Raw genomic sequence first — 14,491 nt, forward strand, 5'->3', positions numbered from 1 at the left:
AGCAGGCCGGGCGAGCGGGGGCGTTCGACGATGCTGACCGGGCGACGCACCGAGTGCGCTGCGCTGAACCAGCGCCGCTGCTTCATCGGATCGAGCGGCTGCCGGTCCCCCAGCGCGACGCTCTGCTGACGGCCTTCGGCTCCATCACGGGCCCGCCGCCGGATCGGTTCCACGTCGGCCTGGCGGTGCTCAGCCTGTTGTCGGCGGCCGGCGGCGACCGCCCGCTGATCTGCGTGATCGACGACCAGCAGTGGCTGGATGCGAGCTCGGCCCAGGTGCTCGGGTTCGTCGCGCGCCGTCTGCGGGCCGACCCGGTCGGGCTGGTGTTCGCGGCTCGCGAACCCGGCGCCGAGCTCGCCGGTCTGCCCGAACTCCCCGTCGAAGGCCTGCCGGACGAGGAGGCCCGGGCCTTGCTGAACTCGGCATTGACCGCGCCCCTGGACGGCCGAGCCGGTGATCTGCTGGTGGCCGAGGCGCGGGGCAATCCGCTGGCTCTGCTGGAACTACCGCGCGGGTTGTCCCCGGACGAACTGGCCGGCGGGTTCGGGCTGCCCGGTGCGATGCCGCTGGCCGGCCGGATCGAGCACAGCTTCCTGCGCCAGATGGACGCCGTGCCCGCTGCCACGCGGCGGCTGATGCTGCTGGCCTCGGCCGACCCGTCCGGCGACCCGCCGCTGGTCTGGCGAGCTGCCGACCGGCTCGGTCTGCCCAAGACCGCCGGGGAACCGGCCGTGGAAGCCGGCCTGGCCGAGTTCGGCACCCACGTACGGTTCCGGCACCCCCTCCTGCGCTCCGCGATCTATCGGTCGGCCACCCCGTCAGAACGACGAGCCGTGCACACTGCCCTGGCCGAAGCGACCGACACGGTCACGGACCCTGATCGCCGAGCCTGGCACCGAGCCCAAGCCGCGATCGGCCTGGACGAGCAGCTAGCCACCGAATTGGAGTCCTCGGCGAGCCGGGCGCAGGCCCGCGGAGGCCTGGCCGCGGCCGCCGCTTTCCGCGAACGGGCGGCGTTGCTGACGCCGGACCCGGCCCGCCGGGCGAGCCGGCTGCTCACCGCCGCCCGGGCGAAACGCGACGCGGGGGCGTTCGAGGCGGCCACGCCGTTGCTCGAGGCGGCCCGGACCGGGCCGCTGAGCGCCTTGGAGACGGCGGAGGCCGAGCGACTGCGCGGGCAGATCGCTGCCGGCCTCGGTCAGAACCGCAACGCCGGCGGCTCCTTCTCGGCGCGGCCCCGCTGTTCGGGCAGCTCGACGTCCACGTGGCCCGCGAGACCTACCTGGAGGCGCTCTGGGAGATCGCCATGTGGACCGGTGAACGGCACGGCCTCCGGCAGGACGCCGCCCGAGCCGCCCGAGCCGCGCCGCCCGCCCCCGAACCCGGTCGGGTCGTCGATGACCTGCTTGACGCGCTGGCCCTGCGGTTCACCGACGGGTTCGTCCACGCCGCCCCGGCACTGACCCGGACGCTGGGCCGAATGCTCGCCATGGACGCCGGTTCCGAGGACGCCCAGCGTCTGCTGCAGTCCGGGGCCCGCCCGGCCGGCTGCCTCCTGGCCATGGAGCTGTCCGACTTCGAGTCGTGGCAGATCCTGACTGCCCGCAACGTCCAGATCGCCCGGGATGCCGGGGCCATGGTGCCGCTGCAGCTCTCGCTGCATCACCGGGCCCTGTTCCACATCCACCAGGGGGAGCTCGACAAGGCCGTACGGCTGCTGGCCGAAGACGATCTGATCCGCGAGATGACCGGCCGGCTGACCGGTGGGGTCACCCGAATGCTGCTCGCTGCCTGGAACGGCGACGAAGCACGAACGGGCGCGTTGATGCGGGCCATGACGGATGAGGCGAGCGCCCGTGACGTGGAGGTGCCGGTGTCGTACGCGATGCTGGCCGGCGCGGTTCTGAACAACGGGCTGGGCCGGTACCAGGTAGCCGTCGGCTACGCCCGGCGGGCCTTCGAGCTCGACGTCTTCGCGGTGGGGCCCCTGGCCGTACCGGAGTTGATCGAAGCGGCGGCCCGGGCCGGAGACCCGTCGGCGGCCGGTGCCGCCCTGCGATGGTTGTCAGAACGTCAGAGCGTGGCTCCGACCGACTGGGCCACCGGGATGGAGGCGCGTGGCCGCGCACTGCTCGGTGACGATGCAGCAGCCGAGGACGGATACCGGGAATCGATTGCCTGCCTGGAGCGCGCCGGGTTCGGGGCTCAGGTGGCCCGCGGGCACCTGCTCTACGGGGAATGGCTCAGGCGGCGCAACCGGCGGTCGGACGCTCGTAGTGTGCTTCGGACAGCCGGCGAGATGTTGTTCGCGATGGGCGCCGAGGGGCTGGCCGAGCGGGCGCGCCAGGAACTCGTCGCGACCGGCGAGACCGCGCGTAAGCGCAGCGTGGCGACGGTTACCACCCTGACGGCGCAGGAAGCTCTCATCGCCCGGTTGGCTCGTGACGGGCACACCAACCAGGAGATCGCCGAGCGGCTCTTCCTGTCCTCCCGGACGGTCCAGTACCACCTGCGCAAGGTGTTCACCAAGCTGGGCATCAGCTCCCGCCGTGAGCTGCGCGCCACGCTACCCCCGGCGGAGAGGTGAACTGCCGGCCTGACTGTGCACTTTGGCGGACTCGAAGCGCGTCGGCCCCGGCCAGGATCGACAGGGACACGAGCCGATCTGCCGAGGAGAAACCATGGGCATCGCCACCGTCAGCCGTGCACACGCCGACCACGTCACCGAGCTCGTCCACACCGCCCTCACGGCGGCCCAGGCCCGCGATGAGCTGCGTGTTCTCACCCATGAGCACGTGGCCCTGCGTCGCGTGGCCGAGCTGGTCGCCCGCGGCGCGGCACTCGACGAGGTGTTCCAGGCGGTAACCATGGAGGCGGCGAAGCTCGTCGGCGGCAGCCGGGCCGGCCTGCGACGCCACGAGCACGACGGAAGCGTGACCACGGTCGCCACCTACGACGCCGAATTGCCCACGGTGTCGACCGCCGGCACCCAGCTGACGATGTTTGTGGTCGTCGAAGGGCGCATCTGGGGGGCGCTGACCATCGGCACCACCGGTTCGCCGCTTCCCGAGCGCAGTGAACAGAGCCTGCGGCAGTTCACCGGCCTCGTCGCCGCAGCCATCGCCAACGCGGAAAACAAGGCCCACCTCACAGCGTCGCGCGCCCGGGTGGTGGCAACCGCCGACGAGACCCGCCGACGGCTGCAACGCGATGTGCACGACGGCGCCCAGCAGCGGCTCGTGCAGACCATCATCACCTTGAAGATCGCGCTTCAGGCCATCGGCCGGGGCGAGACACCGAGCCGGGAGCTGGGCGAGGCGCTGCACCACGCCCAACGAGCGCAGGCCGAACTGCGCGACGTCGTCCACGGCATCATGCCCGCCTCCCTCACCCACGGCGGCCTGCGCACCGGTCTGGAGTCTCTGGTCGGTGGCCTCGCCGTCCCGGTCAAACTCCAGATGTCCATGCCGAGGCTGCCCGAGCGGCTCGAGACCACCGTGTACTTCTTCGTCGCGGAAGCTCTGACCAACGTCGTGAAGCATGCCCGGGCCTCCCGGGCCGAGGTCACCGTCCGGGTCGACGGCACCGTCCTGCGAGCCGAGGTCCGCGACGACGGCATCGGCGGGGCCGACCCGGCTCGCGGGAGCGGACTCACCGGTCTGGCCGACCGCGTTCAAGCGCTCGACGGGACACTGACGTTCACCAGCGCCGGCGGTAGCGGCACGGTGGTTCGGGCCTGTCTACCGCTGGCCGATCAGTGATTCTGACGATCGGTCAGCCACAGTGTTGCCGAGGGCGTCACGCAGTGCCGCGCGGGTCGAAATTCCGAGTTTGTCGAAGACCCGATGCAGATGAGTGCCCACAGTCCGGTGCGACAGGTAGGTCCTGATGCCGATCTGTTTGTTGGTGAGCCCGGAGGCAGCCAATTCGGCGATCGTTCGCTCCTGCGGGGTGAGCGCATCGGTGGGCGTGGCGGTTGTCCCGACCCGGTTGAGGACGGTGCTTGGAAACTCCCGTTCTCCCCGGGCCTGCAACGGCAGGGCTCGCAGCGTGATGAAGGTGGCTCTGGCTTCGGTGAAGTGCTCGCGTGCGGTGCGGAGCGATCCCTTACGGCGCAACCGCTCCGCGTAGGCGAGCTGGACACGTGCGCGGTCGTACGGCAGGTGGGAGATGCCCGGAGTGGACAGTGACCGCTCGAAGTGGCCGGTCTCGGTCGGGTACGCCAGGGCGGTGGCGCAGGCGGTGAGCAGCCTCGCCCGCGGCGAGAAGCCCGTGAGGTCGACGGATTGCAGCATCGCCACGTAGGCGCGGGCGACGTCAGGGCGGTTGGTGCGGACGGCGCATTCCACGAAGTCGACGCAGGCGGCCAGCGCGAGCGGGAGGTTCTCGGAGAACGTGGCGGGCACGGCAAGTTCGGAGATGCACTGGAAGGCCTGCTCGAAGTCGTCGCGGGCCTGCGCCAGCAGACATTGCACGTACTGCGCGTAGAGCTGGACGGCAGCCGATCCCCTGCGGCCGGCCCAGTCCGTAAGCTTTCCCGCGAATTCCTGTGCCTGCTCGTCGTCGCCGCGGAGGGCGGCGATGACGGCGCGGACCACCCACAGGGGCCACCGCAGTTCCTGGTAGCCATGCAGGTCACACATCTCCAGGCCCGCGTCGGCCAGGCGGACGGCCTCGTCCCACTCGCCGGTGAGCACGTCGTCGAGGCACAGGCTGGTGACGGCGCGGATCGCTGCCTCACTCGCACAGGACGCGCTGCCGCGCCGGAGCAGTGCATCGTTCATGAGGTCCCGGCCCGGCTCCTCCATCAAGGCCGGACCCGGTGCCGCGCCTACCAGGCCACCACCGCCCGGCTGACGGCTGTCACGGTGCAGAAGTGTCAGTCGTACCGGAGGTTCTTCCCGCAATTCTTCCGCAGGGCCTTCAGCCCTCATGCCAGCTCCTCGAGTGCTTCTCGGCCCGCCGATGGTCGGTCGTTGCCGTGTTGTCATGGTCGTCGTCGAGGCGGCCCCTTCGCGTCGGTAGAAGCTGCTTAGGTTGGCCGGCTGTCACGGCGCGTGAGGCCGATGGTCGCCGCCGGGCTTGACCTGGTTCCAGGAACACAGTGTGGGATCACGGCAAACCGTCCGCCAGGAAAGAGACCCGCCCATGAGCTCCGTGAACCCCACCGCGCCAGGAGTCGGTCTCGCCCACGGATCAACCCCGCGTCCGGGCGACGACGGACGTCCTTTCGGGGCGCACATCCAGATGACGTGGTGGAAGTCGCTGGTCATCATCGCCGCGATACCGCTGACGCTGTTCGTCTCTCAGCTCGGCTTGTCCATGCTGGCCGGCCTGGTCGAGGACGGCGACCCGCTCGAGTCGACGCTCACCCCGATGAAGTTGCTGGCGGCCAATCTCGGCACCGGCCTGACCGCGCTGCTCGCTGTGGTGCTGCTCACGCGGTTCTCGCAGGTGCCGTGGCGGAGCGTCTTCAGCTCCCCTCGGCGCTTCGATCCGCGGCGCCTCGCAACCTCTTTCGCCGGCTCGGTCGTGCTCGTCGGAGCCGGCATCGCTCTCGTGGCTGTCGCCGCGCCCGACGCGACGGGGTGGGTGGGCTTCGGGATCAGCGGCACCACCGTGGCGTTGCTGGCCGTCGTGGTGTTCTCCACTCCGATCCAGTCGGCCGGTGAGGAAATCATGTTCCGGGGCGCGGTGCTGCCGGCCGTGGGGTCCTGGTTCCATGCTGTGCGGCCGGCGTTCATCACCGGCCTGGTGGTCTCGAGTCTCTCGTTCGCCGTGGTGCACGCGGCCAGCCATCCCTGGCTCTTCGGCTACTACGTGTTCCTCTCGGCCTGTACGGCTCTGATGGGGTTGATCACTCGCGGCCTGGAGGCGGCGATGGCGTTCCACATCGCGAACAACGTGGTCGCGACGACCATCAACGCGCTGCTGGCCGGGGGCGGCACGCTGGTCGTCGACCGCACCGGCGGCGGGGGCGGTGGCGGGGGCCCTGAGCTGATCGTCCCGGCCGTCGTGAATCTGGGGGTGCTGGCGTTCGTCTGGCATCACGAGCGCGCCCGTCGCACCGACGCGGAGTAGCCCGCGACCGCCTCGGCCGGCTCCTACCGAAGGCTCGCCTGGACGGCCGAGGCGATCGGGGTCGAGCCCTGGTTGAGTTCGAGGATCCGCCGGCGGATCCGGGGTTCATGGAGCAGCTCGGCCAGGGTCGCGGCCACATCCTCACGCGCGATCTCGTCGTGCGGCTGGGCCGGACCCAGCGACACCGTTCCGACGCCGGCCCGGTCGACAAGCAGGGACGGCCGGAGAATCAGCCAGTCGAGGTCGCTCTCGCTGACCGTGACGTCGACGAGCTTCTTCACCGCGAAGTAGAACTCCTCATCACCGTCGAAGCGCTGCCCGCGGCCGGCTTCCGGGAGCACGGACACCAGGGCGAAGCGCTTCACGCCGGCGAGACGCGAGGCTTCCAGAGCGGTCAGCACGCCCTCACCGTCGATGGCGGAGGTGACCTCCCGGGCGCCTCCGTTCGACCCGGCGGCGTACACGATGGCATCGCATCCGCCGAGCATGGCGGCCAGGGACTCGGCGCTCAGACCCGCGAGCTCACCGACGCGCACCTCGGCGCCCAGGGCCGAGAGTTCGGCTCGCTGATCGTCGCGGCGTACCAGACCGGAGACTATGTCGCCGCGATCGCTCAGGTTCCGCGCCAGCAACCTTCCGACGGCACCGCTGATTCCGATGATGAAAACCTTCAACACGTGGTCCCTTCGTCCCGGCCATCTCGCGATGGCGCGGGTTGTCCGGATGAGCTGGACAACGCCATGCTGGCACCGGTCGTGGCACCTTCGCGTCGGTAGAAATCCCCTATGCCGGTCATCCGGGACGGGTGCCGGACCTCATCAGAGGCGCAGTTCCTTGAGCTGCCGACGGGAGGTGATGCCGAGCTTGCGGAAGATCTTGCGTAAGTGGGCTTCGACCGTGCGAGGGCTCAGGAAAAGCTCAGCGCCCACCTCCCGGGAGGTCGCCCCGGTGGCTACCAGTCGCGCGACGTGCAGTTCGTGGGTGGTCAGGGTGTCGGCCGGCCGGGCGCTCCGTTCCCGTGGATGCTCGCCGACGGCCCGCAACTCGCGGGCGGCCCGCGCGGCGAACGCCTCCGCGCCCATGTCCGAGAGCAGTTCGTGAGCGGTACGGAGTTGCCCGCGGGCGTCGTCGCGGCGGCCCTCACGACCAAGCCACTCGCCGTACACCAGGTGGGCCCGGGCCAGGTGGGTGACCATCCGGCAGCACCCGAGTCGCCGGATCCCCTCGCGGTACAGCTCCTCGGCGGCCGGTCCGCTGCTGAGCAGCGCCCTCGAGCGCGCCTGAAGACCCAGCGCCCACTGGGTGCCGCTCGCGCGAGCCCGTACGCCGAGCTGCTCGAGCGCGGCGGCCGCCCGCTCCGGCTGACCGGCGCGCACGGCCGCCTCGATCAGCTCGGGCAGCGCCACGCTGCTGTACGCCAGCTCGTCGTACTCCCACGGCGGCGTCGCCGCGGCCAGCGCCTGGTCGTAGTTGCCCAAGCCGTTGTGCAGCGTGGCCAGGGCGATCTGGGCCAGGCCGAGTGTCGCGCCCTCGCCTCTTTCCGTCGCCTCCTTGACCATGACCGCGTACAACTCCGAGGTCTCGTGGTGCCGGCCGCGCCAGGCGGCCAGGATGAGCCGGGCGTTGGGCAGCGGCGGGGCGCCCGTCGCCTCCGTGATGGCACGCTCCTCGGCGAACAGCTCGGCGGCCCGGGCGAGCTCGCCGGTGAGCACCAGCACCGAGGCCAGCGCGTTGAGGGCGGCGGGGAGCGTGGCCAGCGCGCCGGCTTCGCGGGCGAGCTGGACGTCGCGGGCGGCCAGGACGTAGATCGCCTCGTCGTCCCACAGCATCGCCGCGACGTGGCAGGCCAGCCACAGCCGGCGGCGGTTGTCGTGATCGGCTCGGAAGTCGTGATCCCGCAGGGTCTTCAGGGCCAGCTGAAGGGTGGGCACGCTGGCCTCGTACCCTCGGGTGAACCTCGTGGCCAGCCCGTCCAGCAGCAGATCGATCGGCCGCGGCGGCGCCGGCGACGCCGGCGCGGCCCGGGCGGCCTCGGCCACCGCCGGCAACCCGCGGCCGCGGCTGAGGCGACCGGTGTGGAACGACGCCTCGAGCGCGAGCAGGTAGGTCTCCCGGGCCAGCGCGGCGTCCAACGGCCCCAGCGTCCTGGCCGCCTCCAGCAGCATCCCCGGCACCTCACTGCCGCGGGTGAGGTGAAACTCGACCTGCGCGCGCAGCAACTGGAGGCGGGCGCGTTGCAGGGCGTCCAGCGGACCGGCCGACGCGACCACCAGCAAATCCAAGGCGGCCTCGAACGCACCGGCCTCGTGCTTGGCCTGAGCGGCCCCCAGCGCCCGTCTCGCGCGGTCGGCCGGCTCCGGGGTCAGCTCGACCGCCTGGTGCAGGAACGCGGCGGCGGCGGCCGAACCGCCGCGGGCGCGCGCCCGGCCGGCCGAGCGCTCCAGCTCCGCGGCAACTTCTTCGTCGGTGCCCGACACCGCCTGTGCACGATGCCAGGCACGCCGGTCGGGATCGACGTCCGGATCGGTGGCGGCGGCCAGCGCACGATGCGCCCGCCGGTGGTCCGATGGGGTGGCCGCCCGATAGACCGCCGAGCGCACCAGCGGATGGCGGAACCGCACCCGGGTGTCGATCTCCAGCAACCCGGCGGCCTCGGCCGGCCCGGCCACCTCGCGGGCGATCCCCAGGTGGGCGGCCGCGCGCCACAGGACGGCCACGTCGCCGGTCGACTCCGCCGCGGCCACCACCAGCAACAGCTGCGTCTCGGCGGGCAGACTGCCCGAGCGGCGCTGGAAGCCTTCCTCGATGCGGCGCGGGACGTTGAGCACGTCGGGCAGCTCGAACCCGCCGGCCAGCCCGGCCGGCGGGACGCTTCGGGGCAGCTCCAGCAGCGCCAAGGGGTTGCCCCGGGCCTCGGCGACGATCCGGTCGCGCACCCGGTCGTCCAGCGGCGTGTGAACCGCGGCGGCCAGCAGGGCCCGCGCGTCGGCGTGACCGAGCCCGTCCAGGCGCAGCTCGGGCAGCCCGGCGAACGCGCGGACGTCCTCGTCCGTCGGGTCGCGCAGCGCGAACATCAACGCCATCCGCTCCGCCGCCACCCGTCGCGCCACGAACGCGAGGACCTGTGCGGAGGCCTGATCCAGCCATTGCGCGTCATCGACGAGGCACAGCAGCGGCCCCTCCTCCGCGACCTCGGCCAGCAGGTTCAGGATGGCCAGGCCGACCAGGAACCGGTCCGGTGCGGCGCCGCCACGCAGCCCGAACGCCACGCCCAGGGCGGCCTGCTGCGGGTCGGGCAGCGCTCCCATGTGGTCGAGCATCGGCGCGCACAGTTGATGCAGGCCCGCGAACGCGAACTGTGTCTCGGACTCCACCCCGGCCGAGCATTCCAGCCGGAACCCCGACCGGGTCGCGGTGTTCCCGGCCTGCTCCAGCAACGCGGTCTTCCCGATACCGGCTTCCCCGCGCACCACCAGAGCCCCGCTGCGCCCCGACTGCGCCCGGTCCAGCAGGTGCTCCACCGCTTCGCGCTCGGCGCGTCGGCCCACCAGATCAGCCATTCCGCTCACCCTCCGCGCTGCGGCGTTGTCCACGAGGCGATGCGTACGGATGGCGGCCGGTCTCGACCTGTGCCTGCACATCGTCCGGCGCGACCTCGGCGTGAGCGCGGCGAACGAGATCGCCCGCGGACTCGTCACCGCGCCCTACCGGACCGGCGGTCAGGCCCAGTACCTGCCGAGGACCAGCTCGGCCACCCAGGGCGAAACCCTGGCCGCGACGCGCGAATGGGCTTTGACGCGGCTCGACCAGCAGCTCACGATCGCCGGGCTCGCCGCTCACGCGCGCATGTCGCCCCGTACGTTCCTGCGCCGTTTCGCCGAGGAGACCGGCAGCACCCCGCTGCAGTGGATCCTGCGGGCGCGGGTCGACACCGCCCGCGAGCTCCTGGAGAACACGAGACTGCCGGTCGACCACGTCGCGGCCCAGGTCGGCCTGGGAACCGCACCGAACCTCCGACTGCATTTCCGCCGGCTCCTTGATGTGTCCCCCTCGGAGTACCGTGCCACCTTCGCCGGACGGAGCTGACGACCGTTCAGGAGATGCGAAGAGGAAGCGCAACCGTCTCGCCCGCCACATCGATAGCGACCTTGCCGCGTAGCGCATACGACCGCCTGTTCTCCAGCAGTTCGTGCGCTTCGCCCATGCGGGCGAGCGGGAGAGTCGCGCCGATGACCGGCTTCACGAGACCGCGCTCGACCAGCGTGGTGAGCGCATCCAATTTTCCTCGATTCTGCCGCGTGAAGACGAAGTGATAAGCGGCGTTCCGGCCCCACGCCTCGATGAGGTTCTGCGGTTGCGCGATGTCGACGATGCTGACGACGCGCCCGGCGTCGGCGAGCGTCAGCGGGCTCCGGGTGAGCGTGTCGCCACCGATCGCGTCGAGGACGACGTCGACGCCCTTTCCTCGCGTCAGCTCGGCCACGGCCTCGACGTAGTCTGCCGAGGTGTAGTCGATCGCCTCGTCCGCCCCGAGAGAGCGTACGAACTCGTGCTCGCCGGCTCTGGCGGTGGTGATGACTCGGGCGCCCATCGCCTTCGCGACCTGGATCGCGATTGTGCCGACACCGCCCGTGGCCCCCTGGATGAGGATCGTCTCGCCCACGGTGAGCTGGGCTCGCGTCACCAGGGCCTCCCAGACCGTGCCGCCGACCAAGGTCAGGCTCGCCGCCTCCAGATGACTGAGGTTCTGCGGCTTGCGGCCGACGAGGTCGACGTCGGCGACGTGCTGCTCGGCGTACGAGCCGGGGCCGTCGAAGATGCGAGGCGTGTAGTACACCGCGTCGCCGGCGCGGAACTCGGTCACGTGCGATCCGACCTCCTCGATCACGCCGGAGACGTCGTGCCCGGTGATCGCCGGGAGCGGCACCTGCTCCGCGTAGTCTCCGCGACGGACCTGATAGTCGAGCGGGTTGACGGCGGTCGCATGGATGCGCACCCGCACCTGACGGGGTCCGACCTGCGGTACGGGAACGTCGCGCAGCTCGAAAGCATCGGCCCCACCGAACCGGGTGAGCACGACGGCCTTCATCTGATCAGTCATATCGGTGTTCCTCATCGTGGTCCGGGGTTCGCTCTCTCAGCGTCGCGCGCACGATCCACTCACTCCAGTGGCAGCAATGCCAATATCCGCGAGGATAGTGACACGCCTGTCGCGCGGTGCTCGGGTACGCAGGATGGTGGCGATATCGGTGCGGGCTCGGGTCAACCGCTCGATCTCCGATGCGAGGTCGGCGTCAACCTGCCTCAGGACGTCCGGCGCGGCCCCGCCGTCCTCGCAGATCTCCCGGATCCGGTCGAGCGGCACCCCGAGCTCGGACAAGCGCCGGATCCGCAGCAGACGGACAAGGTCGGACATCCCGTACTGCTTGTACCCGTTGTATCGGCGCGTGGGCTCAGCCAGCAGGCCGATCCGGTGGTAGTGCCGGATCGTGTTGACTGTCGTACCGGCGAGCTCCGCGAGCTCCCGGGTGCTCCAGGCCACGTCGGTTCCTCCCCCTCGTACGGCTGTGACTCCACGCTGGCACCAGCACCGCGACGTTCGCGTCGGTGAAACACCCTTACCTGCGCACCGACGGCTACGCTCGCGCGGATGGGGCTAACGGGGTTACTGGGCCGGAGGCCGGAGCGCGAGGCGTTGCGGCTGCTGCTGTCGCAAGCACGGGCCGGGCGCAGCGGAACCCTGGTCGTACGCGGGGAAGCCGGCATCGGCAAGACCGCGTTGCTAAACCATGCCCGCGAGGCGGCCACCGGATCGGGCATGCGCGTGGTGTCCTCCGTCGGGGTCGAGGCGGAAAGGCAGTTCGCGTTCGCGGGCCTCTATCAGCTCTGCATCCCTCTGCTCGACCAGGCCGGGGCGCTGCCCGAACCGCAGCGGGCCGCTCTCGGAGTGGCCTTCGGGCGGCAGAGCGGCCCGGCGCCCGATCGGTTCCTGGTCGGGCTGGCCGCGCTGAACCTGCTGGCCGAAGCGGCCGAGGACACGTCGCTGCTGTGCCTGGTCGACGATCTGCACTGGCTGGATCAGGCGTCCGTACAGATTCTGGCCTTCGTGGCCCGGCGGCTGGGCGCCGAACGCCTGGCCTTCGTGTTCGCCTTGCGCGACCCCGGCGAGAACGAGGTCCGCGAGGTGGACGGTCTGCCGGAGCTGCGCCTGAGCGGCCTCGACGACGCGGATGCCCGAACGTTGCTGGACTCCACGATGAGCACGCCGCTGGACGACCAGATCCGCCACCGGATCGTGGCCGAGGCGCACGGCAACCCCCTCGCGTTGCTGGAACTCCCGCGGAGCGCCCCACCCGCCCGGCTGGCCGGCGGGTTCGAGCCGCCCGATGTGCTCACTGTTCCGCTGCGGGTCGAGGACAGCTTCCGGCGCCGATCGGGCGGCCTGCCGGCCGACACCCAGCTCCTGCTGGTCGTGGCCGCCGCCGAGCCGACCGGCGAGCGGGCGCTGCTGTGGCGGGCCATCGCCACGCTGGGCATCGTCCGTGCGGCGACCGAACCCGCGGAGAGCGCCGGCCTGCTCGACATCGACACCCGGGTGCAATTTCGCCATCCCCTGGTGCGCTCGGCGATCTATCAGGCCGCCTCACCAGGCGATCGCCGCCTGGCCCACGACGCCCTGGCCGCCGCGACCGACCCGCTGACCGACCCGGACCGGCGGGCCTGGCACCGCGCGCAGGCGGTAGCGGGCACCGACGAGGCGGCCGCCGCCGACCTGGAGCGCTCGGCCGGCCGGGCCCGGGCCCGCGGCGGTCTGGCCGCCGCGGGCGCGTTCCTGCAGCGAGCGGCGGAACTGAGCCCCGAGCCGGCCGGGCGAGCGAGACGGGCCCTGGAGGCCGCGCACGCGAAACACGAGGCCGGCGCCTCCGAAACGGCCCTCGAGCTGCTGGCCGACACGGCGACGGGCCCGCTGGACGCGCTGCAACGCGCCCGCCTCCAGCTGTTGCGGGCACAGATCACGTTCCACCTGACCCGGAGCACCGAGGTGCCGGGAATGCTGCTGGAGGCCGCCCGCACCCTCGCGCCGTTGGACGCGGCGCTCGCCCGCGAGACGTATCTGCACGCCATCGACGCGGCGATCATCACCGGAGACCGCGGCATGCCGCAGGTGGCGGAGGCAGCCCGCGCAAGCCCCCGACCGCCCGGGACACCCCGGCCGGCCGATCTGTTGCTCGACGGCCTGGTCACCACCGTCCTTCACGGCTACGACACCGGCGCTCCCGGGTTGCGTCGCGCGCTGGAAGGGTTCCGGGACGATGAGAGTGGCAGTTCCCGCTGGCTGTGGCTGGCCAGCCGGATCGCGCTGACCCTCAACGACGACGACCTGGCCCTGCTGCTGACCGACCGCCACGTCCGGCTCGCCCGCGAGACCGGTGCGCTGGCGACACTGCCCCGCGCCCTGCTCTTCCAGGCCGTGCTGCTGGCGTTCACCGGCCAGCTCGACTACGCCACCGCGCTGGCGGACGAACAGGTCACGATCACCCAGGCCACCGGGGGCGTGCCGCTGCCGCACGACCAACTGATCCTGGCCGCCTGGCGCGGCCGGGAAGCCGAGACGACAGAGCTGTACACGACCATCGTCCGCAAGGCGGCCGCACGCGCCCGGGGCACCGAAGTCTCCCTGGCCAACTACGCATTGGCGTTGCTGCACAACGGGTTGGGCAACTATCCCACCGCGATGACGGCGGCCCAGCGGGCGACCGAGTCGAACGAGCCACCACACACGAGCCTGGCCTTGCCCGAACTCATCGAGGCGGCTTCCCGAGCCGGCCGACCGGCCGTGGCGACAGCCGCCCTGGAACAGTTGGAATTGCGCGCCGGCGCCAGTGGCACCTCGTGGGGGCTGGGTCTGGCGGCGCGCTCCCGGGCGCTGCTCACCACCGGGCCAGCGGCGGAGGACCACTACCGAGAGGCGATCGAGAGGCTCGGAGCCTGCCGGATGGTCAGCCACCTCGCCCGCACCCAGCTGGTCTACGGCGAGTGGCTGCGCCGCGAGGGTCGCCGCCACGATGCCCGCGACCAGCTCCGCACCGCGCACGAGTTCCTGGCCGGGGCCGGCGCGGAAGGATTCGCCGCGCGCGCCGGCCAGGAGTTGCGGGCGACCGGTGACCGGCCTCGCAAACGGGCTGCTGTGCCGACCGACGAGCTCACCGCGCACGAGTTGCACATCGCGCGGCTGGTGGCAGCGGGGGCGACCTCCCGGGAGGTGGGCGCGCAACTGTTCCTGAGCCCACGGACCATCGAGACCCACCTGCGCAAGATTTTCCGGAAGCTTGGCATCACCTCGCGACGGCAGCTCAAGGAGCTGTCCCTTGGCTGAGAGCGGTACCGCGGACATCGACCGAAGCGGGGC

The 14,491-nt window shown here is 71.6% G+C and carries 11 protein-coding genes; 6 read left to right on the top strand and 5 right to left on the bottom strand.

All coding sequences use genetic code 11. From position 1 onward, the window contains the following. The first annotated feature begins 53 nt into the window (after positions 1-53). The 3 genes from HJC40_RS40815 (at position 54) to HJC40_RS40825 (ending at position 3,761) form a co-directional block, all read left to right on the top strand. Positions 54-1,463: an ATP-binding protein gene (locus tag HJC40_RS40815; RefSeq protein ID WP_250009029.1), complete on the top strand. Its 1,410-nt coding sequence runs from the start codon at positions 54-56 to the stop codon at positions 1,461-1,463. A gap of 17 nt (positions 1,464-1,480) precedes the next feature. Then, a complete protein-coding gene (locus tag HJC40_RS40820; protein ID WP_250009031.1) occupies positions 1,481-2,587 on the top strand; it encodes a LuxR family transcriptional regulator in 1,107 nt (368 codons plus the stop codon). Between the two features lie 94 nt (positions 2,588-2,681). Next, positions 2,682-3,761, top strand: coding sequence for a sensor histidine kinase (locus HJC40_RS40825; RefSeq protein WP_250009032.1), 1,080 nt, complete (start codon positions 2,682-2,684; stop codon positions 3,759-3,761). On the opposite strand, the gene HJC40_RS40830 is transcribed toward HJC40_RS40825, so the two are convergent. Beyond that, a complete protein-coding gene (locus HJC40_RS40830; protein ID WP_250009033.1) occupies positions 3,741-4,934 on the bottom strand; it encodes a LuxR C-terminal-related transcriptional regulator in 1,194 nt (397 codons plus the stop codon). The two genes, HJC40_RS40825 and HJC40_RS40830, sit on opposite strands and share 21 nt — an antisense overlap. A 214-nt stretch (positions 4,935-5,148) precedes the next feature. Here HJC40_RS40830 and HJC40_RS40835 point away from each other — a divergent pair, with 214 nt between their 5' ends. Next, a complete protein-coding gene (locus tag HJC40_RS40835) occupies positions 5,149-6,081 on the top strand; it encodes a CPBP family intramembrane glutamic endopeptidase (RefSeq protein ID WP_250009034.1) in 933 nt (310 codons plus the stop codon). Positions 6,082-6,104: 23 nt separating this feature from the next. Here the strand turns inward: HJC40_RS40835 and HJC40_RS40840 are convergent, their stop codons facing one another. After that, the gene (locus HJC40_RS40840) at positions 6,105-6,758 is read right to left on the bottom strand and encodes an NAD(P)H-binding protein (RefSeq protein WP_308200997.1); all 654 of its coding nucleotides are present in this window, start codon (positions 6,756-6,758) and stop codon (positions 6,105-6,107) included. A gap of 141 nt (positions 6,759-6,899) precedes the next feature. Further along, positions 6,900-9,641, bottom strand: a complete 2,742-nt coding sequence (locus HJC40_RS40845) for an AAA family ATPase (protein WP_250009036.1) — start codon at positions 9,639-9,641, stop codon at positions 6,900-6,902. 49 nt (positions 9,642-9,690) lie between these two features. Between HJC40_RS40845 and HJC40_RS40850 the strand changes: the two genes are divergently transcribed. Beyond that, entirely contained in the window at positions 9,691-10,167 is a 477-nt protein-coding gene (locus tag HJC40_RS40850; RefSeq protein WP_250009037.1) for a helix-turn-helix domain-containing protein, read from the top strand. A gap of 7 nt (positions 10,168-10,174) precedes the next feature. Here HJC40_RS40850 and HJC40_RS40855 read toward each other — a convergent pair whose 3' ends face one another. Then, positions 10,175-11,182 (bottom strand): zinc-dependent alcohol dehydrogenase family protein, encoded by a 1,008-nt coding sequence (locus tag HJC40_RS40855; protein WP_250009039.1) that lies wholly within the window; start codon positions 11,180-11,182, stop codon positions 10,175-10,177. Between the two features lie 36 nt (positions 11,183-11,218). Next, entirely contained in the window at positions 11,219-11,623 is a 405-nt protein-coding gene (locus HJC40_RS40860; protein ID WP_250009040.1) for a MerR family transcriptional regulator, read from the bottom strand. A 108-nt stretch (positions 11,624-11,731) separates the two neighbouring features. On the opposite strand from HJC40_RS40860, the gene HJC40_RS45895 reads away from it, so the two are divergent. Next, positions 11,732-14,458 carry a LuxR family transcriptional regulator gene (locus tag HJC40_RS45895; RefSeq protein WP_284044461.1) on the top strand — a complete coding sequence of 909 codons (2,727 nt, stop codon included), beginning with the start codon at positions 11,732-11,734 and terminating at the stop codon, positions 14,456-14,458. The last annotated feature ends 33 nt before the right edge of the window (positions 14,459-14,491 follow it).

The sequence above is a fragment of the Actinoplanes sp. M2I2 genome, assembly GCF_023544445.1.
In the GTDB taxonomy this organism is placed as follows: domain Bacteria; phylum Actinomycetota; class Actinomycetes; order Mycobacteriales; family Micromonosporaceae; genus Actinoplanes.

Excerpts from the sequence above, each read along its gene's own strand:
- HJC40_RS40820 (WP_250009031.1), top strand. The coding sequence starts at position 1,481 with ATGCTCGCCATGGACGCCGGTTCCGAGGACGCCCAGCGTCTGCTGCAG.
- HJC40_RS40825 (WP_250009032.1), top strand. The coding sequence starts at position 2,682 with ATGGGCATCGCCACCGTCAGCCGTGCACACGCCGACCACGTCACCGAG.
- HJC40_RS40830 (WP_250009033.1), bottom strand. The coding sequence starts at position 4,934 with ATGAGGGCTGAAGGCCCTGCGGAAGAATTGCGGGAAGAACCTCCGGTA.
- HJC40_RS40835 (WP_250009034.1), top strand. The coding sequence starts at position 5,149 with ATGAGCTCCGTGAACCCCACCGCGCCAGGAGTCGGTCTCGCCCACGGA.
- HJC40_RS40845 (WP_250009036.1), bottom strand. The coding sequence starts at position 9,641 with ATGGCTGATCTGGTGGGCCGACGCGCCGAGCGCGAAGCGGTGGAGCAC.
- HJC40_RS40850 (WP_250009037.1), top strand. The coding sequence starts at position 9,691 with ATGGCGGCCGGTCTCGACCTGTGCCTGCACATCGTCCGGCGCGACCTC.
- HJC40_RS40855 (WP_250009039.1), bottom strand. The coding sequence starts at position 11,182 with ATGACTGATCAGATGAAGGCCGTCGTGCTCACCCGGTTCGGTGGGGCC.
- HJC40_RS45895 (WP_284044461.1), top strand. The coding sequence starts at position 11,732 with ATGGGGCTAACGGGGTTACTGGGCCGGAGGCCGGAGCGCGAGGCGTTG.